The sequence below is a fragment of the Paenibacillus sp. B2(2019) genome (assembly GCF_008370385.1).
Taxonomy (GTDB): Bacteria; Bacillota; Bacilli; order Paenibacillales; family Paenibacillaceae; genus Paenibacillus_AQ.
In genome coordinates, this window is sequence record NZ_VTZR01000011.1 from 122,166 (window position 1) to 146,054 (window position 23,889).

24 protein-coding genes, 1 riboswitch and 1 other annotated feature are annotated in these 23,889 nt (G+C 43.7%); of the genes, 8 read left to right on the top strand and 16 right to left on the bottom strand.

Annotated elements, in window-relative coordinates:
• Positions 1–17 precede the first annotated feature (17 nt).
• Positions 18–157: riboswitch (SAM riboswitch) on the bottom strand.
• Between the two features lie 100 nt (positions 158–257).
• From PAENI_RS08905 to PAENI_RS08950, 10 genes are all read right to left on the bottom strand, one after another.
• The gene (locus PAENI_RS08905; RefSeq protein ID WP_076300347.1) at positions 258–992 is read right to left on the bottom strand and encodes a Cthe_2314 family HEPN domain-containing protein; all 735 of its coding nucleotides are present in this window, start codon (positions 990–992) and stop codon (positions 258–260) included.
• A gap of 109 nt (positions 993–1,101) precedes the next feature.
• The gene (locus tag PAENI_RS08910; RefSeq protein WP_149645003.1) at positions 1,102–2,079 is read right to left on the bottom strand and encodes a COX15/CtaA family protein; all 978 of its coding nucleotides are present in this window, start codon (positions 2,077–2,079) and stop codon (positions 1,102–1,104) included.
• A gap of 89 nt (positions 2,080–2,168) precedes the next feature.
• A complete protein-coding gene (locus PAENI_RS08915) occupies positions 2,169–2,513 on the bottom strand; it encodes a thioredoxin family protein (protein ID WP_042194485.1) in 345 nt (114 codons plus the stop codon).
• A 78-nt stretch (positions 2,514–2,591) separates the two neighbouring features.
• Complete coding sequence (locus PAENI_RS08920) at positions 2,592–4,220, bottom strand: putative polysaccharide biosynthesis protein (RefSeq protein ID WP_076300348.1); 1,629 nt, start codon at positions 4,218–4,220, stop codon at positions 2,592–2,594.
• Between the two features lie 27 nt (positions 4,221–4,247).
• Complete coding sequence (locus PAENI_RS08925) at positions 4,248–4,733, bottom strand: DUF456 domain-containing protein (RefSeq protein ID WP_149645004.1); 486 nt, start codon at positions 4,731–4,733, stop codon at positions 4,248–4,250.
• Between the two features lie 36 nt (positions 4,734–4,769).
• Positions 4,770–5,525 (bottom strand): Cof-type HAD-IIB family hydrolase, encoded by a 756-nt coding sequence (locus tag PAENI_RS08930; RefSeq protein WP_076285252.1) that lies wholly within the window; start codon positions 5,523–5,525, stop codon positions 4,770–4,772.
• 77 nt (positions 5,526–5,602) lie between these two features.
• Positions 5,603–7,708 (bottom strand): peptidoglycan D,D-transpeptidase FtsI family protein, encoded by a 2,106-nt coding sequence (locus PAENI_RS08935; protein WP_149645005.1) that lies wholly within the window; start codon positions 7,706–7,708, stop codon positions 5,603–5,605.
• 26 nt (positions 7,709–7,734) lie between these two features.
• On the bottom strand, positions 7,735–9,810 hold the full coding sequence (locus PAENI_RS08940; RefSeq protein ID WP_149645006.1) for a peptidoglycan D,D-transpeptidase FtsI family protein: 2,076 nt from the start codon (positions 9,808–9,810) through the stop codon (positions 7,735–7,737).
• Between the two features lie 266 nt (positions 9,811–10,076).
• Positions 10,077–11,222 (bottom strand): transglutaminase domain-containing protein, encoded by a 1,146-nt coding sequence (locus PAENI_RS08945; protein WP_149645007.1) that lies wholly within the window; start codon positions 11,220–11,222, stop codon positions 10,077–10,079.
• 61 nt (positions 11,223–11,283) lie between these two features.
• A complete protein-coding gene (locus PAENI_RS08950; RefSeq protein WP_042191604.1) occupies positions 11,284–11,721 on the bottom strand; it encodes a hypothetical protein in 438 nt (145 codons plus the stop codon).
• 270 nt (positions 11,722–11,991) lie between these two features.
• Here PAENI_RS08950 and PAENI_RS08955 point away from each other — a divergent pair, with 270 nt between their 5' ends.
• Together PAENI_RS08955 and PAENI_RS08960 are read left to right on the top strand one after the other, a co-directional pair.
• The gene (locus PAENI_RS08955) at positions 11,992–13,179 is read left to right on the top strand and encodes an MFS transporter (protein WP_076285256.1); all 1,188 of its coding nucleotides are present in this window, start codon (positions 11,992–11,994) and stop codon (positions 13,177–13,179) included.
• Positions 13,180–13,310: 131 nt separating this feature from the next.
• The gene (locus PAENI_RS08960; protein ID WP_076285257.1) at positions 13,311–13,658 is read left to right on the top strand and encodes a DNA primase; all 348 of its coding nucleotides are present in this window, start codon (positions 13,311–13,313) and stop codon (positions 13,656–13,658) included.
• Between the two features lie 125 nt (positions 13,659–13,783).
• Here the strand turns inward: PAENI_RS08960 and PAENI_RS08965 are convergent, their stop codons facing one another.
• Positions 13,784–14,407 (bottom strand): SCO family protein, encoded by a 624-nt coding sequence (locus PAENI_RS08965; protein WP_305953490.1) that lies wholly within the window; start codon positions 14,405–14,407, stop codon positions 13,784–13,786.
• 17 nt (positions 14,408–14,424) lie between these two features.
• Entirely contained in the window at positions 14,425–15,357 is a 933-nt protein-coding gene (gene cyoE, locus PAENI_RS08970) for a heme o synthase (RefSeq protein ID WP_042191612.1), read from the bottom strand.
• A gap of 241 nt (positions 15,358–15,598) precedes the next feature.
• Here cyoE and PAENI_RS08975 point away from each other — a divergent pair, with 241 nt between their 5' ends.
• Together PAENI_RS08975 and PAENI_RS08980 are read left to right on the top strand one after the other, a co-directional pair.
• A complete protein-coding gene (locus tag PAENI_RS08975) occupies positions 15,599–16,600 on the top strand; it encodes a metal-dependent hydrolase (RefSeq protein ID WP_149645008.1) in 1,002 nt (333 codons plus the stop codon).
• A 108-nt stretch (positions 16,601–16,708) separates the two neighbouring features.
• Positions 16,709–16,897: a hypothetical protein gene (locus PAENI_RS08980; RefSeq protein WP_042130914.1), complete on the top strand. Its 189-nt coding sequence runs from the start codon at positions 16,709–16,711 to the stop codon at positions 16,895–16,897.
• A 1-nt stretch (position 16,898) separates the two neighbouring features.
• Here PAENI_RS08980 and trpS read toward each other — a convergent pair whose 3' ends face one another.
• Positions 16,899–17,885 (bottom strand): tryptophan--tRNA ligase, encoded by a 987-nt coding sequence (gene trpS / locus PAENI_RS08985; RefSeq protein ID WP_149645009.1) that lies wholly within the window; start codon positions 17,883–17,885, stop codon positions 16,899–16,901.
• 61 nt (positions 17,886–17,946) lie between these two features.
• Positions 17,947–18,186, bottom strand: a binding site (T-box leader).
• 134 nt (positions 18,187–18,320) lie between these two features.
• Here trpS and PAENI_RS08990 point away from each other — a divergent pair.
• Entirely contained in the window at positions 18,321–19,295 is a 975-nt protein-coding gene (locus tag PAENI_RS08990) for an aldose 1-epimerase (RefSeq protein ID WP_076300354.1), read from the top strand.
• A gap of 203 nt (positions 19,296–19,498) precedes the next feature.
• Positions 19,499–19,729 carry an alpha/beta-type small acid-soluble spore protein gene (locus PAENI_RS08995; protein WP_042130917.1) on the top strand — a complete coding sequence of 77 codons (231 nt, stop codon included), beginning with the start codon at positions 19,499–19,501 and terminating at the stop codon, positions 19,727–19,729.
• Between the two features lie 245 nt (positions 19,730–19,974).
• Here PAENI_RS08995 and PAENI_RS09000 read toward each other — a convergent pair whose 3' ends face one another.
• Together PAENI_RS09000 and PAENI_RS09005 are read right to left on the bottom strand one after the other, a co-directional pair.
• Positions 19,975–20,385, bottom strand: coding sequence for an O-methyltransferase (locus tag PAENI_RS09000; RefSeq protein WP_076285261.1), 411 nt, complete (start codon positions 20,383–20,385; stop codon positions 19,975–19,977).
• A gap of 361 nt (positions 20,386–20,746) precedes the next feature.
• Entirely contained in the window at positions 20,747–22,546 is a 1,800-nt protein-coding gene (locus PAENI_RS09005; protein ID WP_149645010.1) for a M3 family oligoendopeptidase, read from the bottom strand.
• A 118-nt stretch (positions 22,547–22,664) separates the two neighbouring features.
• On the opposite strand from PAENI_RS09005, the gene PAENI_RS09010 reads away from it, so the two are divergent.
• Together PAENI_RS09010 and PAENI_RS09015 are read left to right on the top strand one after the other, a co-directional pair.
• Positions 22,665–22,856 carry a YycC family protein gene (locus tag PAENI_RS09010; RefSeq protein ID WP_149645011.1) on the top strand — a complete coding sequence of 64 codons (192 nt, stop codon included), beginning with the start codon at positions 22,665–22,667 and terminating at the stop codon, positions 22,854–22,856.
• A complete protein-coding gene (locus PAENI_RS09015) occupies positions 22,853–23,083 on the top strand; it encodes a hypothetical protein (RefSeq protein WP_042130921.1) in 231 nt (76 codons plus the stop codon). The genes PAENI_RS09010 and PAENI_RS09015 overlap by 4 nt, the downstream gene beginning before the upstream one ends.
• Positions 23,084–23,175: 92 nt before the next feature.
• Here the strand turns inward: PAENI_RS09015 and PAENI_RS09020 are convergent, their stop codons facing one another.
• Positions 23,176–23,886 (bottom strand): DUF2225 domain-containing protein, encoded by a 711-nt coding sequence (locus PAENI_RS09020; RefSeq protein WP_076285264.1) that lies wholly within the window; start codon positions 23,884–23,886, stop codon positions 23,176–23,178.
• Between the last annotated feature and the right edge of the window lie 3 nt (positions 23,887–23,889).

Here is a 23,889-nt window from a genome sequence, read left to right on the forward strand (position 1 = left end):
TTTATTTAGACAATGCCTTCTCATCTGCCAACGACCACAAACCTTGCGTCATTGTAGGAATTAGCACCATGACATTTGTACATAACGCTAATCGCGCTGTATACAAATCGGTTGCCGGGCTTCATCGGGCCTATCCCTCCGCCACTCTCGATAAGATATAGAGTATGAAATTTTATATTTGAATTCGTACAGACTTTAATGCAAGCATAAGTATAGTAAGTTTCTTCTTTTTTGTCAAAAGGAAATATCTTGAACGCTTAGGTTTGTACACGCTTTGCCTTGCTGATTTCCTTACGCAGCTGTTCATTGCTGTAGCTGAATGCCGCGATTAATGTTTTACAGTTCATTTCAAGGGACTGCTTTAAATCCTCAAGATGGCTATCTAAATCCTCAAGCTGAATTTTGTCATGCAAGCCTTGATGTCGCTGCCATAAATCATCCTGCATTTCGGAATTCATATAATGAATTTCAGCATTTCTGCGCTTGCGTAGATTCTCCAGTGGATCACGATAAGAGTTCTTGATCTGTTCCAGTTGATCCGCTAGCGCAGGATGCACATTCAATAACTGAAGTTGACGCAGTACTGTAAAATAAGAAAAGTGCGTTTTTAATTTGGAGGTTTTGAGGTCATAAAAATGATTCAGTACCGTTCCAAGCTTGTCCAGAAGAGAGAACACACGAATAAATCCATCTTTATAAAAATAAACATACCGCGCATAATCGCCTTGTTCCACTGGTGACATATCGTCCATATAACCAGCGATTACCGATTTCCGGTAAAAAGCAGCTGCGAACCAGCTTTGCTCCAATTCATCCAATGAGGAGATCAGTCCACGTGTCCAAATCTCCAGCTTGCGGTATTCATGGTCATTATCCTCATGAGCGTTCATTTCCTTGCGCAGTAAGGCTGCAAATGTGGCCATGTTCTCCATCGCGTCAGCCAATACACCGCTGTTCTTTCGAGGCGGCTCTCCAAGTATAACCCGCAGCATATCCCAGTCCTCCTAAAGTTTTGTCCAGCACCACGATATACCGATTTCCACTTTATTATTCCGCAGGTAAAGCGACTCTATCCACGGTGGGAACTTTCTACCAAGGGTGTTACAACGGTGTCATTTGATTCGTTGGATTTTTTTCAACAACTACATTTCTCGCACGATTCAGCTGCCAGACTCTTACACTCATATAACATAAGACACCAAACAAACTAGCGATCAACAAAATATGAGCCAAAGCGGCAAATATGTACAATCTTTCATTATCTAGTGTGTAAACAACAGCAGCTCCACTAAATACCTGCATCAAGCACAGCAGAACAGCCGCTACGCCAAGAGCTCTTAGCTCTGGGTAATCCTTATGTTTCCAAAAAGCTAAATGTCCAAGCACCGCAGTAAGAATGAATAAGATCAAAGCCGCAATCCGGTGCGTAAAAACAATACCTACTCCCCCGGAAAGCTCGGGTACCCATTCACCGTTACAGAGCGGCCAGCCAGAACATCCACCGCGCGAATCCGTATGACTAACAAAGGCTCCAATATAAACAACAACATAGGAATATAAGGCCGTGAAGCAGGTTAAATTGCGGAAAGCCTTACTGACGGGTTTCTTCTGAAGCTCCATCTTAGGATCGTACTCACCTGCTTCATGTCGCCTTTTAGTTCCTAGAGCCAGCATTAGAGAACTTGAAAAAGCGATCAAAGAAAAGCCCATATGTAGTGCCATTACAGCAGCAGATTGGGATTTAATCACTGCAAGCGCTCCCATACCACCTTGAACAATTACAAACAGCAACGTCATGAATGCATATACTAACAAGTCCCGCCGATTTCGAGCATAACGCCAAAAGGCAATCATCGAGGCAAGTGACAATAACCCTGCCAATCCGCTAAACAAGCGATGGGTGTATTCAATCATCGAACCTACAGTATAGGCCGGAATCAATTTCCCATGACAGAGCGGCCATTCATTTCCGCATTCCAATCCCGATCCAGTCTTCGTTACAACCGCTCCCCCTAGTACAGCGAGGAACATGATAAGGCAAGTAAGATAACTAAGCCATTTCAACTGATTTGTCGACAAAAATATCACCCGCAGTTTTTAGTAATGAAGAAGCATCTTAAAAAACCACCGCTTTTGCTCGAACAGGCGAAAGCGGTGGTTTTCCGGAATTACTGTTGAAGGCTTTGATGCACTTGAACCGCTTTATCCAGGAAATTCTCAATTTCCTCGCGGGATTTACGTAATTTATTAACGAATCTAACCAATTCACGTCCATCGGAATACGCGACAAAGCTTGGAATACCCATAATATTTTGTTCCTGACTAACGTCACCCACAGCATCAACGTCAACCTCAACCAGCGTTAAACGATCTGCATAGGCTTGCTCTACCTCAGGAATAAAAGGATCGATAAATTTACAATCCGAGCACCAGTCCGCCTTGAAGATGGCTACAGTTAATCGAGGAGATTGAATGGCTACCTGAAATTCAGCAGGAGAACTAATTTTGTCCATAGCTTGTTCAGTCCTTTCTTCCATATCTGTCAAATTTCTATTCTTTAAGTGAAGCAAAATGTCATGCAGAAGTCAAACTTATTCTCTCATACGAACACGCGCAGGCTGCAATTTCATCAGCGGATTCAACAATTTTTGCAATGCACGCGGATAACTGGAGATTTCCTGTTTAGTAAGTACACCCAGTACAATTAGCATGACCAGATAAATAACAACAACTGCGGCTCCTACAACAAGACAAGTGATCAGAAACGCCAAACGTGCAGGCATTAGATCTGTTAACAGAATTCCAGCTTGGTTAAGTCCAAAACCAATACCACCGGACACCAGAACCGCAATTGCAAAGCCGCCCCACCGTTTACCCATAATTTCGAAAGGTACAATGGATTTCAGCATCCGTAAGTTAAGAATAGTAATAACTACGAAACAAAGTGCTGTTGCGCCGATAATCCCGTAGATCCCAAATATCTTACTTAGTAAGAAGCTTGCGACTAATTTAACAATAATACCCACTAGCACATAATACATTGAAATGCGTGATTTGCCCATACCGAGCAAGATGGAGTTCGTTGTCATCATGGTGATCTGAAAGATCGTTCCAATCGTAAGCATCGCCACAATTCCGCTTCCGTCCAAGCTGCTGAACAATAACCCGTTTACAGAATAAGCTGCTGCCACAAGTGCCAACACAATTGGCATCCCTGTCAGGATAGAAATCCGCAAAGCAAGTGTAATTTGCTTCTTCAAGTGTCCCTCATCCCGACGGGCATAAGCAGCTGAAATGATCGGAATCAGCGAGGTTCCTAGCGCAATGGCTAGTACCGGTGGAATTCCGGCCACACTTTGAGCACGCGTGGTTAGTATACCCAAAGCTGCTGTTGCACTCTCTCTACCCATCTGATCAATAAGCAGTGGAACAGCCAAAGAAGTATCAATCACATTCACTACGGGAATCGTAAGTGAAGAGAGCACGATCGGAATTGATAGTGTGAAAATATCTTTGTAAATTCCCCAAATTGGCAATTTTTGAGTGGTATTGTAATTTAATCCTTGCTGTTTATCCTCTCGGCGCAGCTTGATTGCAAAATAAATCATGACACCAAATGCTGCAATACTACCAATTACGCTACCGAAGGATGCTCCCGCAGCTATAGTTGTATTGTTATACCCCTGCTGTAATAGAATATAAGCTAGTAAAATAGCGACTAGTACGCGAGCGAACTGCTCTACAATCTGTGAAATACCACCAGCCATCATGTTGTTGCGCCCTTGAAAATATCCACGCATCATGGCAATTGCCGGAAAAAGTAAAAGCGCAGGTGCAATAGCCCTAACTGCCATCGCTGATTCAGGTACATCAGCAATATGTGTCGCATAGAACGGAGCACCTATGTACAGCAAGGCCGTCATGATTACCCCTGCTGCTACTGAAAATAGCAATGCTGCATGATACACTTGTCTCGCCTCTTCAGGACGATTCAGAGCGTACCGCTCGGAGACCATTTTACTGAGCGTACTTGGAATACCTGCTGTAGCCACGGTGAGCAGCATTAAATAGATATTGTTCGATACCCCAAATGATGCTCTCCCCACATCATCAAAAATATGATCCAGCGGCACCCGCTGAACAAGCCCGAGTACCCTTGCCACCAAAGCTGCAGCAGCAAGGATAAGCGTGCCTTTTACGAAAGACTCTTTCTTGGACAAACCATTTCCCCTTCTTCACTGTTAAAATTAAAACCGGACGACCCATATAAAAAAGAGGACGACCATAATAATTTGTAGCACAATTTTGACAACAGTACTACTAAACAACCCAAGTATTGATCCTACACTTACTTTGGCAGCTTTAGCTGGTGAAGAACCTACGATCAATTCTCCTATAAAGGCACCCAGAAACGGACCAATAATAAGTCCAAAGGCTGGGATTACAAAAGGACCAATGATTAGCCCAATCGTACTCCCGATAATCGATGAACGTGAGCCGCCAAATTTCTTAACGCCCCACGCCCCTACAACGTAATCAGCAATAAATAAAACTACAACGATCAGCGTTTGAATGATCCAGAACCAGACACCAAAAGGCTCGAAAGAAAAGAACCAGCCATATACGAAAAAGGCAAGATAAATCGCAAGCGCACCCGGCAGTATTGGGTACACAGCCCCCGCTAGCCCTACGGCAAATAAAGCAATAATAAGAATCCAACCCAGGATCGCCAACACTTAACCTCCTAATAGCAAATATGCTCTATGGATTCACTTCGCAATAGCTTCATTAAAAATATATTTTTGAATGACTTCTGCAATTCCATCATTATTATTAGAAGCCACCACAACGTCAGCCTCTTCTTTAACCGTCTCCTGAGCGTTGCCCATGGCAACCCCAAGCCCTGACTGCTGAATCGCTGCAAGGTCATTGAGGCTGTCACCAACCGCTATAACTTGGGACATGTCTAGTCCTAGCAGCTTACAGACTTCCATGATTCCGGCTGCTTTATTCACTCCTAGAGGGTTAATCTCCAGGTTATGTGGAGAGGAGTTCGTAATCTCCAATCCACCCATATCTTGAAGACGAAGCAGCAGCTTATGACGAAGCTCATCATCTTCGGTGTGATAACCGAATTTAAGCCATTCTCTGCCCGTTACATCCCCATCCCAGTTATCCTGTTTGTGGACTTTTTCCGTAGAATAGGCCCAGAACCAGATGTCATCTTCTTTAGCAAGTTCATACATTTGTTGTACCAGCATAGGATCCATCAATGATCGCCGATAAATTTCATGTGGTGCTCGCCATATCTCACTACCGTTCACAGTAATCATAGGTGTTTCTAGTCCAAGCTGCTCAGCATATGGAAATGCACTTGTAAAAGCTCGGCCTGTCGACAGACAGACATGAACGCCTGCGTCGACCGCCTTTTGAAGCCATTTCACCGTTGTAGGTGTAATAATCTGTTCATCATTCAGTAGGGTTCCATCCATATCCAAAGCAAGCAGGCGGTATTTGGCAGTCATTGCCACCCCTCCATTCTTTTATGCTCTCAATAGAGCAGCTGTTTATTTTTTAATCATTATTCACCTTAGAGTCAAAGTTACTGAGTACCTGTAGTCGTTCCTTCATTCGCAGGATCATTTGTATTATTACCTGACTGTAGACTCTTCTTCGGAACGCCATCAAGTCCATATTCCCAATCATAAGCATCAAAAATTTTACGTGCGACCGGCGCGGCACTCTGGGAACCAAAGCCTCCTTCTGGAATAACTACGGCTACTGCCAGCTTAGGGTTATTTCGTGGGGCATAAGCAATAAATACACCGTTATCGCGAATTTGACCCTTTGCCACTTGTTGAGATGTTCCCGTCTTACGAGCAAAATCATAAGGGAAATCAGAAAAAGCACTAACTTCACTTCGCATACCCTGTTGAATTTCTTTCCAGTAGGATTTATCGAAGGCTGTTACTTCATCTATTACCTCACGACCGAACTCCTTGACTACTTTTCCGTCAGCATCTGTAATCTTGCTAACTAGCTGAGGTTTGATCCGCTGTCCTTCATTAGCAAGTGTAGCTACGTATTGGGCAAGCTGCAACACCGTATAACTACCTTGTTGGCCGAAAGAAGCATATACAAGTGCCGCTTGGGCGCTACCCGCAGCCTCTATATTGGTATAGTTAATCTGTCCTAAGAATTCATTTGGCAGACCACTTCCCGTGGATACACCAAGTCCAAACTCTTTCATATACTTATCCCAGACATCTACGCCTTTGCTTTTGTATTTGTCATACAATCGTTTACCGATCATGTCCACCATGAACGCATTCGAAGATTTCTCAATCGCTCTTGCAGGGTCCATAGAACCGTACACATGTCCTCCAGAGTTTCTTACCTTAGTTTCATGACCTGTTTTACCAAAAGTCGCGAAACCTCTATCCGAATAGTAAGTTGAGGTTGTAAAGAGACCTTCATTCAAACCCACGAGTACGCTCAAAGGTTTAATCGTTGAACCTAATAGCAGCACAGACCTAAGTCCATTACCTGACGTCCCTGAAGAAATCGGATTAATGGTACCGTTCTGATAGTTGTCCATAATACTGTTCCAAACATCAGTGGATAAGGATCCCGATGTCCAAATATTCGTATCGTAGTCCGGCATACTTGCCATACTGACGATATTCCCCGTATCGACTTCCATCGCTACAGCGTAACCAGTTAAAGCATTAGGATGTGTTTTACCCTGTACAGTATTGGAATGCAGCCACTTAATCTGATCCATAATCGCCTGCTCTGTCTTCATCTGAATGTTCTTATTAATGGTTGTCCAGACGTCATTGCCTTTCACAGGAGGGACTACACGTTCGACTTTCTCTGCCATGTTCTGTGGATTGACGGAGATTTCCTGATAGCCGTTTTGTCCCCGAAGCTCTCTCTGATACTGCAGCTCCAGGCCGTCAAATCCGACAAATTCGTCGTCCTTGTACGTTAGTCCTGGCTCCGGATTGTTCTTCATAGCATTTAAGATATTCTTATAAATATTAAGGCTGTTTGCTGATTTAAAAGGCTTGATATAACCTATCGTCTGTACGGCAACCGTATCTTTATCGTAATGACGAATGCTTTCCTCGACAATTTCAAGGCCTGGGTATTCTCCCTTATGTTCCATGAAATAGGCCACTTCCTGAGTAGTCAGGTCCGCCTTAATTCGCCGTGCCATAAAGCCAAGTGATTTCCGGAAATATAAATCCAGTGCGTCAATAACATCTTCTTCTGTCATCTTCTCAGCTTTTGGATCACCATATTTATTGAAATCAGCTACCAGCTTGGCTGCCAATGCATCTGACTTGGCTTTAGCTTCTGGAGTTAGGGTAGTTTTACCGGTAATTTTATCTGTTTGCTTAGCGGTATACTCCTTATTGAGCGTAATATACAGCGATTGAACCGGCGTAGAGTACGCTAACTTCTCACCTTCAGCAGCATAAATTACACCTCTCATGGATGCAAGGGGTACATTTTTGGTATCTCTGCTTGTCTCCACTTCAGTTAAAGTGGGTCCTTCCACGAATTGCAACACAGCCAGGCGTATAATAATTACGCAAAATATAACAAACGTGCTAAAGAAAAACACGTTGAGTCGCAGGCCTATGGAACTTTTACTGTTGGTCTCATCTGGAGGTGAGGCCTGCTTACGGAAAAAACTCACAGTTTATTTCTCTCCTTTTTCTCTAATTATTCTTGAACGGGGTCTGACGCAGGAGTGACATTCTTTTTCGGCACACCATCGAGCCCGTACTCCCAATCATAGGCATCAAAAATTTTACGAGCCACCGGAGCAGCGCTTTTGGAGCCAAAGCCCCCTTCTGGTATAACAACCGCTACGGCTAGCTTCGGATTTTCTCGCGGAGCAAAGGCAATAAATACCCCATTATCACGGTTTATATTTTTTCTGTCTGTTTTTTCAGAGGTACCTGTCTTACGTGCAAAATCATAAGGAAAATCATCAAAGGCACTAACTTCACTGCTCATCCCCTGTTTGATCTCTTTCCAATAGGATTTGTCAAACGTTACCGTATTAAGCACTTCTCTTTGAAATTCCTTAACCGCCTTACCTTGCGCATCCGTGATCTTGCTAACGAGTTGAGGCTTAATACGCACTCCTTCATTTGCAAGAGTAGAAGCATACTGGGCAAGCTGCAATGTAGTATAACTGCCCTGTTGGCCAAAAGAAGCATAGATAAGTGCGGCCTGCGAGCTGCCTGCGGCCTTAAGATCAGTATAGTTAATCTGGCCCGCTGATTCACCTGGGAGACCACTTTTCGTAGATACACCCAGCCCGAACTCTTTCATATATCTGTCCCATACCTCAATGCCTTTATCCCCCGGATATTTCTTGTAAAGCTGCTTACCCACCATATCAATCATAAATACATTAGAGGAATTCTTAATCGCCTTGGCCGGATCTAGTGAACCATATACGTGACCTGATGAATTTCTTACGGATGATTTATTATCCTTACCGAAATAAGTAATGCCCACATCTGAATAGGTTGTTGAGGTATTAAAGAAACCTTCCTTTAAACCAATTAACACACTTAATGGTTTGATCGTAGATCCCATAAATACAAGTGAACTAAAATCATGACCTGATCTACCAGATGAATTCGAAGTAATCGTACCGTTTAGATGATTATTCATTATTTTATTCCAAACAGGTGTTGGTAAGGAGTCTTTAGTCCATACATTTGAATCGTAATCCGGCATGCTTGCCATGGCGACAATATTTCCAGTCTCCACTTCCATTGCTACGGCGTATCCGGTTAAAGCATCTGGATGCGTCTCACCTTGAACAGCATTGGTATGCAGCCATTTAATCTGATCCAATATGGCCTGTTCTGTCTTCATCTGAATTTTCTTATTAATGGTCATCCAAATATTATTACCTTTTACAGGAGCAACGTTCTGTTCAACCTTCTCAGCCATATTCTGAGGAGTCACCGAAATGACCTGATAACCATTTTCTCCTCGTAGCTCTCGTTGATACTGCATTTCCAGACCGTCAAACCCTACATATTCTTCTGCTTTATACATAAGTCCAGGGGGAGAATCTTTTTTCATTTCACTACGGACATTCTTATACATCGCTATATCTTCAGTCGATTTAAACGGCTTTCCAAAGCCGACTGTCTGCACCGCTACCGTATCTTTATCGTAGTGACGAACACTCTCCTCCACGATCGTTAGCCCCGGATAATTGTCTTTATGCTCCATGAAATAGGCTATTTCCTCTGGAATTAATCCAGTCTTGATCCGTCGCGGCACATAACCTAAATACTTTTTGAAATCTAAATCTAATGAATCCAAGATATCTTGCTGCGTCAGCTTCGGTGCATTCGGATCTCCATATTTAGCAAAATCAGCTGCAAGCCTTGCTGCAAGCATATCGGAGTTGTACTTCGCCTTCTCCGTAAGTGAGGTCACACCCGTTACTTTATCTGTCGTTCTAGCTGTATAATCTTTAGTTAATGTAAGGTAAAGCGACTCCGTAGGTGTTGAATAGGCAATCTGCTCTCCTTCGGCAGCAAAAATAATCCCACGCATCGCTGCGAGCGGAACAATTTTCGTTTCCCGGCTCGTTTCTTCTTCACTCAACAGAGCTCCCTCAGTAAACTGTAAACCTGCAAGACGTACGATAATAATACAAAAAATAAAAAAAGTGCCAAAGAAAAAAATATTCAGTCTCAAACCTACAGAATTTCTTGAAGATATCCCGTCCTTAGGCGGGAGCTGCTTACCAAACAAACTCACCAGCTTTCTCCCCTTCTACAAGCATAAACGCCTTGACCGTCCTTATAAGGAAGGTAAGTGTTTAAGCGAGAAATATAAGACATAAAGTATAGTGCTTATACTTTCTTATATTTTTAAAAAATGTCTGACAACCCTTTGCCTGAGACATTACTCTTATGATGAAGGTGAGTTCTTAGCTGCTTATTGTGAGCATGCCCTCGCATTTAAGTTAGAACTGACGTTACTTGAGTTTATTGTACCACACCCCAGGAGTTCAGCGCCCTCACTCAGAGGGCGTTCTCCCTAATATGCGTTTCATCAAAATCCTTCGGATTGAACCAATCTCCACTGCTAGCCCAAGTCGGATCCAGCGGAATCCAAGCTTGCCGATCACTTATATATACTTCATTCCAAGCATGTGCACCATAACCGCCACGCCCATCATAACCCTGACCTGTTACAACCCGTACCTGCAAGCCCTGTGAACGAGCCATCACAGCGTACAGTCGGGCATAGTCTATACACACCCCTTGCCGAGTGTCGAATGTATCCTGTGGTGTCTGTTCATGCCAGACCCTGTTTTGCAAATAATTGTCAGCTTTAGCATAATCGTAAGTCACGCGTGTACCTACCCAATCATAGAGAAGTCTCGCTTTTTTCTCTTCATCTTGCGCTTGTCCAACAATGTCTCCTGCTGCTCCTATAATATCCTGAGGAATTTCATGATCGATAACCTCATATTTTCTGCGAAGGATATCATTCATCTCTGCTGCAACGGTCTTTGTCAGAATAGGAAGTTTCTTCTGCACAGTCTCACCAACAATAGGTTCAAATACAGCAGCAGCGCTCTGACTATAGATTGGAGAGGACTCCACATAACGACTAAATCCACTCTCCGGATTTAATCCAACACAGATGAAAAGAGCGAGAACAATTACCAGACTACGCATTAAGCCGATAATTAATCCAACCATTGCTCCTCCCATACGGCTTACCTGCGTAATCTTTCTGTCTTTAAACTTCTTAGTACGCCGCAATTGTGGAAAAGGAAGCAACATGGATAACAGTCCTAAGAGCATACGAATTAACAGATAAGAAATCAGGAGTAACAATAGAAATCGAACTAGCGGTGATTCTGATAACACAGACACCGCCGTATAATAAATTTGCTGCCACTGTGTAAGCTTCGTATCAGGAAGACTAATACCCGATGCCCAAGTCTCTACATAGGGATTGAGGTAGGCCGCAGCTGGGATAGCTAATACCAAAGATGCTATAGTAAATAATCCTGTTCCCAGCAGCCCAAATAATCTTCCGGTAGCGCTTGAGAAACCTCTGCTCCAGCCTTGCAATAGAGAGAAGACTACAACCAGCAGGAGGGCGATGGAGATGATATTTGCATCACTCACACTAGTCATCCATCCGTTTATCATATCCGCTCTCTCCTTTCAGTCGCGTGCTTGCTCGCTTGTTATATTTTTGAGTCCAAGCCTGTTATTGATGTTTTCGGGCTTCCTCGATAAATGTTTTTGTCGTATCTGTAACACTCCACTTTCCAAGACTCACACCACGGAAAGTAACCTCTACTTTATCTTCACCCGCTGCGCCTTTCACTTCAATATTCGGCGTTGTAATCGTAAAGGTCCCGTCTCCATTTGAAGTGTACTTCGCATCCTGCGCTTCTTTAAGCATAACCTCTTGCGCTTCCTTCTTTAGCGTGCTTACCGTTCCATCTGCCACCTTATTCACAGCGTTACCAATTTGGTCCATTGTAACACCACTATAGATGAACAAACCTACAACGATCACAATGACAATCGCCCATTTCAGAACGGTTTTAACCAAATTAACAACCGCAAACAGCAGGACAAGCGCAATTACAATAACTAGCCAATTTTCCCTTATAAACTGTGACCATACCTCTGGATCCATCAATCTCACAACACCCCTATCGCCTAGTTTCGTCCCAAGGATTCTCTCTTCCCATAGACATAACGCCAATATTAATTATTATACATGAATACCCATCATAATTCATGGTTCCACCCTCCGTAAAAGGTATACCTACTAGCGGAATTAAAAAAGCGGTATAAGCCCTCTCTGTCACACGTAAAGTACAAGTAGTGCTTAAGAATTGGTTCTTCATTATTACGCCGTCCTGCATTCACTTGTGCTGTAGGTGGCTCTCGGAGGTGTTTCCCTGTGAAAACTGCGCTGTGGCTATACTTATTTCTCTTTTTGGCGTTCTTCGATTTACATGCTCAGTATCCCGTCCTTACGCCCTTTGCCATCTCTCTTGGTGCGGGACCCACCTTTATTGGCTGGATGATGGGCATGTACTCGTTGACCCACCTTCCCGGCAATCTGCTTGCAGGCGTACTCGTCGATCGTAATGGCTCCCGCCGCTACATCGTCTTCAGCCTTGTCGCAGCGGGAGCTATCCTACTGCTGCAAGCTCATGTACAGCTTCCATGGCATCTGCTAATGCTAAGAGCAGCAAGTGGATTCGTGCTCGCTTTCCTCTCTCCAGCCTGTATGACGTTACTCGCTTCTTTGTCATCGGATGCCACAGAGCAGGGTAAATATATGTCCGGACATGGTATCGTTCATACGTTAGCTTCAGTTGTATCGCCTGCTGCAGGAGCTTTTATCGTAGCAAAAGCCGGCTACTCTGGCACCTTCACCACACTTGGATGGCTCCTTATCGCAACAGGAATCATGGCTTTTTTTAGTGTACCTGCGCCTTCGAGACATATATTAAAGCCGCTAAGCTCAGCGCCATCAGCATTAAAAGTTCCAGATAAACCTTCTATACCAACGAAAGATGATGATCTGGTATCCAAACGGTATTACCTTTTACCTTTTTTCGTTTCCTGTTCACAAGGCGTTCTCTTTTTCGAGCTCCCACTATCTCAAACAGGGAGCAACAGTATTCTTTCCACTGGTATACTACTGTCACTCCTCAGTTTAGGTGCTTTGGTAACGCTCAGCATGCTCTTCCTGAACCGTCTTTCTCCGGGGGGAAGAATAGCAGCGGCATTACTGGGAATGGCCATCAGCTTCTTTGCACTCGCTTCATTTCACAGGATTCCGACTGCTGCGATTCTTTTTATGCTCGGCGCAGCCAAAGGAGTGTTGTTTCCTGCAATGGCATCACTCTTTATTAGTCTCGGTGGCCCTGGGCGAATGGGTCGGACTTTCTCCATGCAGTCGATAGCCATGTCACTTGGTGCATTCGCTGGGCCCGTGGCTGCTGGACAGCTAAGGTCCTTCGTTTCTCCTTACTTCATAGCCTTTCTACTACTAATGGTAGCATTGCTTCTTCTTCCACCTAAAAACACTGGTAAACTATCGAACCTCACTTCCAAATGGAACGGGCGAGCCGCATGATTCTTTGCTTTTACGACATTTCTCGGGGAATGAAGACTTTCTTGCAGAAACAGTTGTTAAAAATGACGATCCTTCGGTAAACTATAATGAGCCTGAAGCTTAGACCCATTCCCGGAGGTGATTGTCAGCTAATGTCCATAACGATTATTGTCGAAGGTAAGAACGATCGCAGCAGATTACGGCGCGTGCTGGTACCGGAAGTAGAAATCCTATGTACCTTTGGTACATTAAATACACTAAAATTAGAATCCCTCCGGCAACAAGTAGGAGATGGAGAAGTATACCTTTATTTGGATAACGATAGCTCTGGCAAAAAAATACGCAGTGTGCTCCGGGATGCCTTCCCTGATGCCGATCATATTTATACTCGTCGCGGATATGCTGGTGTGGAAGGTACGCCTGATGAATACAACATCACTCAGCTCGAAAAAGCCGGATTAGAAGATTTCATCATCTACCCTGAACCACTTCCATTTTAGCTGAAACAAGTATAAGGATAATGTATAGCATGAAACTTATACTATCGTATATTTAAAAAAACGCCTTTTTCGTTATCCGCTCAATAAAGAGGGATTCGAAAAAGGCGTTTTTAATGTTTGATATTCTATTCCCGAGCCAATTTCGTCAGCTGATCGGCAAGAAATTCAGGAGTTACGTTCTCCGTATCTCCTGCGTCATACAATGCACGAAGTTGATTGTCTCGGTCAACTAACGCTATACGGTTGGCATGTACGAAATTTTCTTTGGAATTCCCTGCGATTAGTACTTTAAAAGAATCCGTCGCTAACTTACGAACTTCTTCCTGATCCCCCCGCAAGAAATACCATCCATCATAATTCGCCTGAAACCGGTCTGCAAAAGCCTTAATAGCTTCCCGAGTATCATTCTTCGGATCAAAAGAGATAGAGACAAAACCCGTATCTTTACCAAAACTGCCATCCTCGACCAGAATCTTCTGTGTCTGAGATAACAAAAACGTAGTTATAGGACATACATCCGGACACTGTGTAAAAAAGAAGTATACCAGCCGTGCTTTACCTTGTGTATCAGCCAGAGTAACCTGGTCTCCATTCACATTTTCAAGAGAAAAGTCCTGCACTTCTCCGATTACTGGCAATTTTTCTTTTCCTAAATTCAAAGAGTTAATTGCCAGATAACCAGCCATAATCAAAGCAAGTATTAGCAGAAGCCAAGTCCATTTATAACGCTTAAAGGTTTGCACGGACACGTATACCCTCCCTCTTCTTAACCGTGAATCGTATTCAATACAAGTACGATCAAACTAACTGTCAGGTAGTTAATGGAGAAGAGGAAATTCTTCTTCGCCCAGACTTCATCATCTTTAGCCTTAAAGCCCATCAAGGTCAATACTAACCAAGCCAAGGACAACGCTGATGAAATGATTAGAAAAAATATGCCTGCGTAATCATAGGCGTACATTAACACTGGAATAGGCAGCAAAAGGGCTACATAAGGAATCATCTGAAATTTCGTACGTCGTGTTCCTTTAACTACAGGTAGTAATGGAAATCCTGCCGCTCTATATTCTTCTTTACGTCTAATGCCCAACGCCCAGAAGTGAGGGGGTTGCCATAGAAACAACATGGCAAAGATCAGCCAAGCGCCTAGATCAACCGTTCCTGAAACCGCAACATAACCAATTACCGGGGGCATTGCTCCAGAAATCGCACCTACGGAGGTGCTCCATGTTGATGTCCGCTTCAACCAAAGCGTGTATACTACTACGTAAACGAACATGCCAACAATTCCAAACAGACCGGCAAGCATACCTGAAAAAGCAAACAGCACGATCAAACCTGCAATACCAAGCCCAATGGCGTATAATAATACAGTGTTTGGTTTCAGTCGTCCTGTAGGAAGCCCCCGTTCACGGGTTCTTTCCATCTTCATGTCCAGATCCCGGTCGAAATAGTTATTAAAAACGCAGGCCGAAGCCATAACCAGCATTGTACCGAGCAGCGTTAGAACTAATCTGCCGTAATGAACATCCCAACCCGAGGCCAGCCAATATCCCGCAAAGGCCGCAATAAGGTTAGATCGGATAATACCGGGTTTTGTTACTGCAATGAAATCACGCCAGCTAGCACCTTCCGGTGGAGATTTTGCAGACATGGCTGCAGAGTCGGAAGAAGCTTGAAATGTTATATGATTGTCCACACCTAATGATCCTCCTTCTAAACGAACATGTAACGTTCTAACCGAAGTTTTTTAACTTCGCTGTTAACTTTATCATAACAAACCCGTGAAGACTTTGACAGTCATGGAACAGTAAGTTCATGAATTCGACAATTACGTGACAATATTTATTTTGTATTTATTTCAATCCCCTTAATAACCAGAGCTGTATTTGGGTAATTATTAAATAGAGAACTTCCGAACAACAAAGGAGAACTGACCAATGGATACTGCTACACATTTAGTTATGGGCCTAGGCTTAGCTGGGCTTTCCTTCGTTGATCCCATCGTTGCTTCTGATCCGAAACTGGCCGGGGCTGTTATGCTGGCAACAGTGCTCGCCTCTCAGGCTCCTGATGCCGATACTGCGCTACGACTGAAGGACAATGCAATGTATATTCGAAATCACCGAGGAATCACACATTCCCTACCCTTTCTAATTCTGTGGCCCGCGCTGATTTCCTTCGTGTTAGGGCCCTTATTTGGTTTTACTGATTTACAAGCTCTAAGCCATATTGCGCTCTGGAGCTTCATTGGTGTAGGTGTTCACGTATTTTCTGATCTATTTAATACCTATGGCACTCAGGCTGCACGTCCATTCACGGAGAAATGGATTGCATGGAACATCATCCACATTTTTGATCCATTTATATTTGGTAGCCATATCGCAGCCATCCTTCTCTGGATCACCGGGATCATTCCACCGCAACCTTTATTTATTACGCTGTATGCCTGTACTATTCTTTATTATATTTGGAGAACCGTCGTTCACGCACGTCTCACGCGTAATATTAAGCTTAAGGATTTACATCATAGTGTCGGCGAACGTTATATTGTAATCCCTACAATTTCACTAAAGCGCTGGAACGTAGTAAAAGTGAAAAAAGATGGTAGTTATGATGTTGGGCAGTTAGTCAATAATCGACTGGAATGGTTCAAACATGCTGTATGCTCGAATCATCCCGCTGTGGAGATATCCAAGTCGCACCCTGATATTCAGTCCTTTCTATACTTCACCTCTTATGCAGTAGCCGAAGTGGAGGAACTTCCTTCAGGATATATGGTGCGCTGGGGGGACGTGCGTTATTTACATCGCAAACAATACCCATTTGTGGCTGTGTTAGTGATGGACAATCAATATCGCCCTTTAAATACCTATGTAGGTTGGCTTAGCAGCGAGAAGCTCGACAAGCGATTTTCCATTGACCCTGGTTCTTTAAGATGAAACTGTAGACTTACGCAGAGATCTATTCTATAATCACAAAAAATCCCGGAGTATTATTATCATACTCCGGGATTCATTTTAGCAGACATAGAAAGGAAGGCTCTCTTAATGGGTAAAGGACTTTCACTTTGGTTCGCTTGTTCTTCTATTCTTATTCTTACTGCCGCTTCAATCGCGATCAGTTATAGCTTTTGGTTGGCACTTCTGCTCGGATTTCTCTGTGTTATGAATATTGGCTGGGGATTTATCCTCAAGGCCAAGATCAGACGAAAACAGGAAAGCCTAAGCGCTGATTAGATTAACGAGCTGGCAGAAATCCCATCCGTTCTTTAACTCCATTCAACGTCTCAGTTGCAACAATACGTGCACGACCAGCACCTTCAGCGAGAATATCTGTGATCGCACCCGAGCTACGAATTTCATTATATTTTTGTTGTAAAGGCTCAAGCGTAGATACAACCACTTCAGCAAGATCCTTCTTAAAGCCGCCATACATTTGCCCTTCATAACGATCGGCAATTTGCTGGAGTGTCATTCCAGAACATTCGGAATAAATACTCATCAAATTACTGATCTCTGGCTTATTAGCTGGATCAAAAATTACTTCACGTCCTGAATCAGTCGTTGCACGGCTGATTTTTTTACGGATTACGTCCGGTGAATCTAACAGAGCAATGTAGCTGCCTGCGTTAGGGCTGCTCTTGCTCATTTTTTTGGTGCCATCATCCAGAGACATAATACGTGCACCCACCTCTGGAATGTACGGCTCCGGAATGGTAAAGAATTCGCCAAAACGATTATTGAAGCGACCAGCTAAATCACGAGTCAGCTCCAAATGTTGCTTCTGATCTTCTCCGACCGGCACAAGATCTGCGTTATAAACAAGAATATCTGCTGCCATCAAGGAAGGATAGACGAATAAACCAGCGCCAACAGAATCTTTACCTGATGATTTATCTTTAAACTGGGTCATACGCTCCAGCTCGCCCATTGCTGTAAGTGTCGTCATGATCCAGCCCAGTTCAGCGTGTTGTGGCACATGCGACTGCATATAGACATTAGAACGTGCAGGATCAATTCCTGCTGCAATAAAGAGGGCCGCTACGGACTCTGACTGCTCACGAAGTGCCGCAGGATCTTGTGCTACAGTGATTGCATGCATATCGACAACCATAAAGAAACATTGATGATCATCTTGCAGCTTCACAAAATTTTTCAGTGCTCCTATGTAGTTCCCCAGTGTAAGTGAACCGCTTGGCTGAATGCCTGACATTACTTTTTTCATAATATAGACCTCCGTTTGATGTCATTTCTAAGTTTCCGAGAACGCAAAAAAAGCCTCATCCGCAAGGGACGTGAGACCGTGGTGCCACCCTTATTCGCTGCTTAATCTTGTTTAGACAAGAAAAAAACAGCCTTAGTCTTCCGTTAACGGGGAAGATCCGGCCGGTCTACTAGGGCATCTAGCTCCCGTTCAAGCTCGGCGCTCAGGGGTCCATTCATCAGGTTTGTCCTACCGGTTCGCATCAACCACCGGCTTTCTGAAGGTGCAATGCCTGCCTACTTGTCCCCGTCATCACATTATCATCATGAATTAATGCCTTCATCATAGAACCATAAAGAGAAGTTGTCAAATCACTTAACCACTACCGTATAAATCTGTTATGATAAGGTTATCCATGTTCTATTCGATTACAGTTACGATAAAGGAGCATATCTCATGAAACAGGTGACCAAAGGGCAGTGGGGCGGTTATGATACTTATATTTTGCACAGCCGTGAACTGGAAGTCACGCTTTTGCCGCGACTAGGAAATAACGTGATTTCATTGTTTGATGTCAAGAAACAACGGGAAATTCTACGGCGGCCTGATGAAAGCGATCAAGCTTTCTTTATGCAAAAACCTTACCATTTTGGCATGCCGCTATTAATTCCACCCGGAAGAATTCGCAAGGGCCAATTTCAGTTCGAGGGTACAAGTTATCAATTTGACCAGAATACCGCTAATGACAATCATATTCATGGTCTACACCGAACTCAGGCTTGGTGTGTCAGCGATATTGAAGAAGATGAGGATGGTTGCGCGGTCACTACTGAATTCCGAACGGAAGATGATCCTCACTGGATGGAGCAATTCCCTATCCCACTTAAATTCGAAATGACGTTTAGGCTTCAGGAAGCTCGATTTACCCAAACTTTAAAGGTTACAAATCTTGGAGATCATCGAATTCCTTTTGGGATCGGTTATCACACCTGGTTTATGATTGATGGAGAACCTGAGCGCTGGAATCTTAAGCTCCCAGTAAATAGTATTTATGAACTGAACGATGAATTGCTCCCTAGCGGCAATCTGATTCCACTTGGTGATCTGGAAGCCTTGAACACCGGAATGAACATGCAGGGAACTAATTTTGATACTGCTCTACGTATTGGAGAAAAACAGCCTGTAGAAGCCTTATTATTACGCGATGATGGTTATGGCCTTCGTTATACTGCTGACGAGAATCTATTCCGTCACTGGGTGCTATATACCAAAGGACCGGCGGATCAATTTCTGTGCATTGAGCCCTATACATGGCTCGCGAATGCACCGAATGTATCCGAGGATGCTTCCTTCACAGGTCTTTTAACGGTAGAACCCGGTCAGAGTCAGAATCTATCCACCGTGCTGGAAATGATCTATCCTGAGATTTAAAGCAGATATACATTATATCGGTCTTGCCTTGCGATTACGTAAGGGAAGACCGATTTTTTTTGTGTAATCCCTAGCAATAAAGGATTTCTATCCTCACTTTTATTTCACTAATAATTACCATCCTTAAAACCTTTCGAAGTGATGCATGAATTAACCTCTTAGCGCTCATACTATCTTCACAACGGGCGAAGGAGGTGACACACATGGGTCAAGCAGGTCAAGGTCGTAGCAGCCGTTCCAATAACCTGGTCGTTCCTCAAGCAACTGCGGCATTGCAACAGTTGAAATATGAAGCAGCACAGGAGCTTGGAGTAACGATCCCAGCTGACGGTTATTACGGGAACTACACTTCTCGCGAAACTGGTTCTCTGGGCGGTTACATCACTAAACGTCTAGTACAACTGGCAGAACAACAACTGTCTGGTCGTCAGTAACAACGTTATCTTAAGTGTTTTATCCGGCTAGGGCATATTAAGCATAAACGCCTTCGGCGTCCTCATTAGGAAGCTAAGCGTTTAAGCGAGAAATATAAGATATAAAGTATTGTGCGAAACTTATACTTTCTTATATTTTAAAAAAGCCTAAAGCCGAGTAGCTTTCGAGCCCTCTCACACTTCTTTCTGAAGCTGTGGGAGGGTTTTTGATTTTCACAATTATTGAAATTTTATGTAAACAACGCTTAACCAAAAAACTGTTCGGAACTTTCAGCAAAGGCATTACGAGGCGATCGAATCATTAGATTCGCCATATTATAATTGGACTCCAATGTAGCATCTACAATCACCATTCCCTGTCTAATGGCGAATTCATAAGAAATCTCACCATGCGTCCAACGCCGCTTGTATTTCAGGCTTTCCAGCGCCATTAGTCGAAAAGAAGACTGTTGTCCATCTGTCATCCCTTCTTTTGCATCAGTGAATCCCCCGCTTCGCCCAGAAAGAGGATTATGTCGTATCCCGAATTTTCCGATCATGTTATTTCGTATTTGCACAAAAACCGTACCAGAAGTTAATCCCGATAATTCTTCCTGCAGCTCCTTAAACACCATATCCATCTGTCTCGCTAATGATAGTTGTTCCGTCTTAAGCATTACTTCTCCTCCTAAAAGTTTTGTGAGCATAGCTTGATTTGAGTGCACTTCGCAGAACTGACTTCGTAAGCGCTTGCTTATTTTTGTGAGTTCAGCCAAGTGGTACTCTAGCGTGCCTTATATAAGGCTTAAGACTCATTATAGGTTACTAACAAATGGCAAACAACATTATTCGGCAAAATTGGGTTATTATCCCTATAGATGCGCGAAATCCATAGATTAATCGCATATTTCTTTTTATAAATCGTGATTTTTCGACATTTTATCATTAAAAAAAGCCCCTGTATCAGGGGCTTTTGCGTGTTCATGCTGAAAAATTATTGTTTTTTCTACCGCTAAATTTGTCTTAGTTTAGACTTTTTCAAACTAATTGCTCCGTCATCTCCAAGAACTCATTAATGTCAGCTACAATCAGATCTGTAGCGCCTTGCCAGAAGTCCGGCTTCGTAAGATCCACACCCAGATGCTTAAGTACCAAATCCTCTAAAGTCATCACACCAGTATCTTGCAACAAGCTATCGTATTTGTCTGCAAAGGACGCTCCTTCTTGCAGAGCCAGTCGATACAAGCCTGTGCTGAACATGTAGCCAACGGTGTAAGGGAAGTTATAGAACGGCACATCTGTGATATAAAAATGCAGTTTAGAAGCCCAGAAATGAGGATGGTATTCCGAAAGCACCCCACAGAAGGCTTCCTTCTGTGCTTCCACCATCAATTCAGACAGCTCCTCAGCATTTACAAGGCCTTCCTTACGTTTCTCATAAAAACGAGTCTCGAATAAGAAACGAGCGTGAATGTTCATAAAGAAAGCTACGCTGTTTTGAATTTTCGTTTCAAGCAACGCCAGTTTCTCTTCAGCGTTGCCAGCGGCTTTAACCTGAGCGTCAGATACAATGACCTCTGCGAAGGTTGAAGCAGTCTCTGCAACGTTCATAGCGTAGTTCTGATTAAATACAGGTTGATCATCCAGCAAGTAAGAATGATAAGCATGTCCCAGCTCATGTGCCAAGGTTGAAACATTGGAAGTTGTACCGCTATAAGTCATGAAAATCCGCGATTCCTTACTCTCAGGGAAGGATGTACAGAAACCTCCAGGACGTTTTCCCGGACGATCCTCAACCTCAATCCAGTTATTATCAAAAGCACGCTCTGCAAACTCTGCCATCTTCGGACTAAATTTGCGGAACTGGGTAACGATATCTTTAGCGGCCTGATCATATGGGATTTTACCTGAAGATTTACCCACTGGCGCTTCGACATCTACCCAGGAAAGAGCATCCAGTCCAAGCAGCTTAGCTTTACGCTGAAGATAGGTCACGAGTGCAGGCTTGCTATTCGTAATCACGTCCCACATCGCATTCAAAGTATCTTGTGACATACGATTGATGCTCAGCGGATCTTTCAGAATATCTTCCCAACCTCTTCCTTTATAGAGCTTCAGACGGAAGCCTGCTAAGTGATTCAAGGTATCCGCACAGTTATCTGCTGTTTCGGTCCATGCTTCTTCCCATTCATGGAACATGGATTGACGTACTTTCGGATCTGGATCATCCAGCTTGTTAAAAGCCTGACCTGCGGAGAGCAGCTTTGTTCCTTCTTCATCCTCAAATGGGATCTTAATCGAGCTTACAATCGTATCATAGTGCCCGCTCCATCCATGATATCCGTCAACGGCTAGTTCTAGCGCTAAGCTTTCCAACTCTGGACTCATCTTCTCACGGGCCAAGTCACGGCTCTCGCTCAGCACGAACGTTAATGGAGCAATCTCCGGACGTGCCATCCACTCTGCCCATACCTTGTCTGTAGTCTGACGAAGCACATTACTGAATTGTGAGCTAATGCCTTCGAATCCGGCACGCATACTTGTCACTCGAGCCGCCAGTCTTACCGCACCTTTGTCCATTTGATTCTGAGCGCCCAGACAGTCTGCGAAGGAAGAGACCTCCACAAGTCTTCCTGAACAGCTCTGAAGCAGTTCTATAACCTCGTCCAGCGCCTTTGTAGACTCAACATCCGTTGGAGCTACAGCATTCTTCACCAGACCCTGTAAGGCTGCAATATCTTGTTCAAGATTCTTTAAAAAGCTTTCTAACTCAGTAGAGGACGATCCTCCAGGAAATATGGAATCAAGTTCCCAAGTCAGTGATAATGGTTGTTTCATGTCTTCTCACCATTCCTTTGCTCTCATTTGGTTTTCTTTGTAATTGACTTAACACCATGGTAAAGTGAATAACGATACCGGAACATTCATAGCCGATAAACTTTAGGAGGGCATCCATATGAAGCCACTACAAATTTCACCGGAAACAGCCATAACGTTATCCAAGCAACTAGGCGTTCCACTGGAACACTTGATGCATATGCCCCAACATATTTTGCTACAAAAAATAGCTGAGCTATCCAAAAAGCAGAATTCACCGCAAGCTGAGGATGGAAATGAAGAGTCTCCTTCTGGGAAGGGTTCACAATGATTCCTTTTAGTCATACCTGGCCTTATGACATTATTTTAGGCGATATGTATGTGCAGTATTGCCCTTTCTGCAACTCGGAGAATGTTCTTCTCCCTATGAAGCCAAAAGAATTGCAAATCGTTCGTGACGGCAAGAAAAAACTACTTGTCTTCCCATGTTGCAGCGCCAGTCCCACAGTTGTAGATAACGACGGAGATTACCTCCTATTTGATCGGGCAGTCCGATAAATAGAAGGTCATCTAAATCCCAATCTTACCATTTTTATAAAGCGCAGACGAGAGCATTACTCTCTTCTGCGCTTTTTGTTGTTCGTGAAGCTTTAAGAACCTGAAGGCAATCCATCGGCATCAATATCTACAGCTTCGCCGCGCATTTGCTCTCTTAGCACAACCCACTGCTCCCTGGCAGCTCGAATCATCGCAGCATCCATAATCTTCTGATCATTAATCAGGCGGGAGAACCACATTACAGCCACAGAGAACTCTCCGATGCGCCGGTTAAGTTCGCCGATAAGATACATGAGCCGGGCATCATTGCCAGCTATTCCGTCTTTTTCGTATACCTTCACATATTCAGCTAATGAATAGCGCAAAAAGCGTTGTTCCTGTTCCGTATTCCCTTGATATCGATACAACCAGGCAATGTGATGAAGCAGACTTGCAATAATTCGATCCTTATCGTTAATACTTTGAGCGCATAAAAGCGCCAGTTTATAGGTCTCAAGTGCAGTTTCCCAGCTTCGTTTATCCCCAAAGTCACGGCTCTTCCATCGTTTTCCTACCTGTTCATTAAATGCTTTTCGCTGCAGATCCGTCAGCTTGTCCGCTGAATTTTCTGTAGAGGCAAACCCACAACTCGGGCAGACACGTACAACATAATAATCCGGATTCTCGTTTTTGTAATATGCGCAAAAATCAGCATCGCGGCGGATAGCCTTTTTTAGGCTAGGGCGTACGCGAGAGGTTGAAAATTCATGTTCACAATTGCAACATTTAACCTTAATAGAATATAGGGGTATTAACTCTGGCAAGTA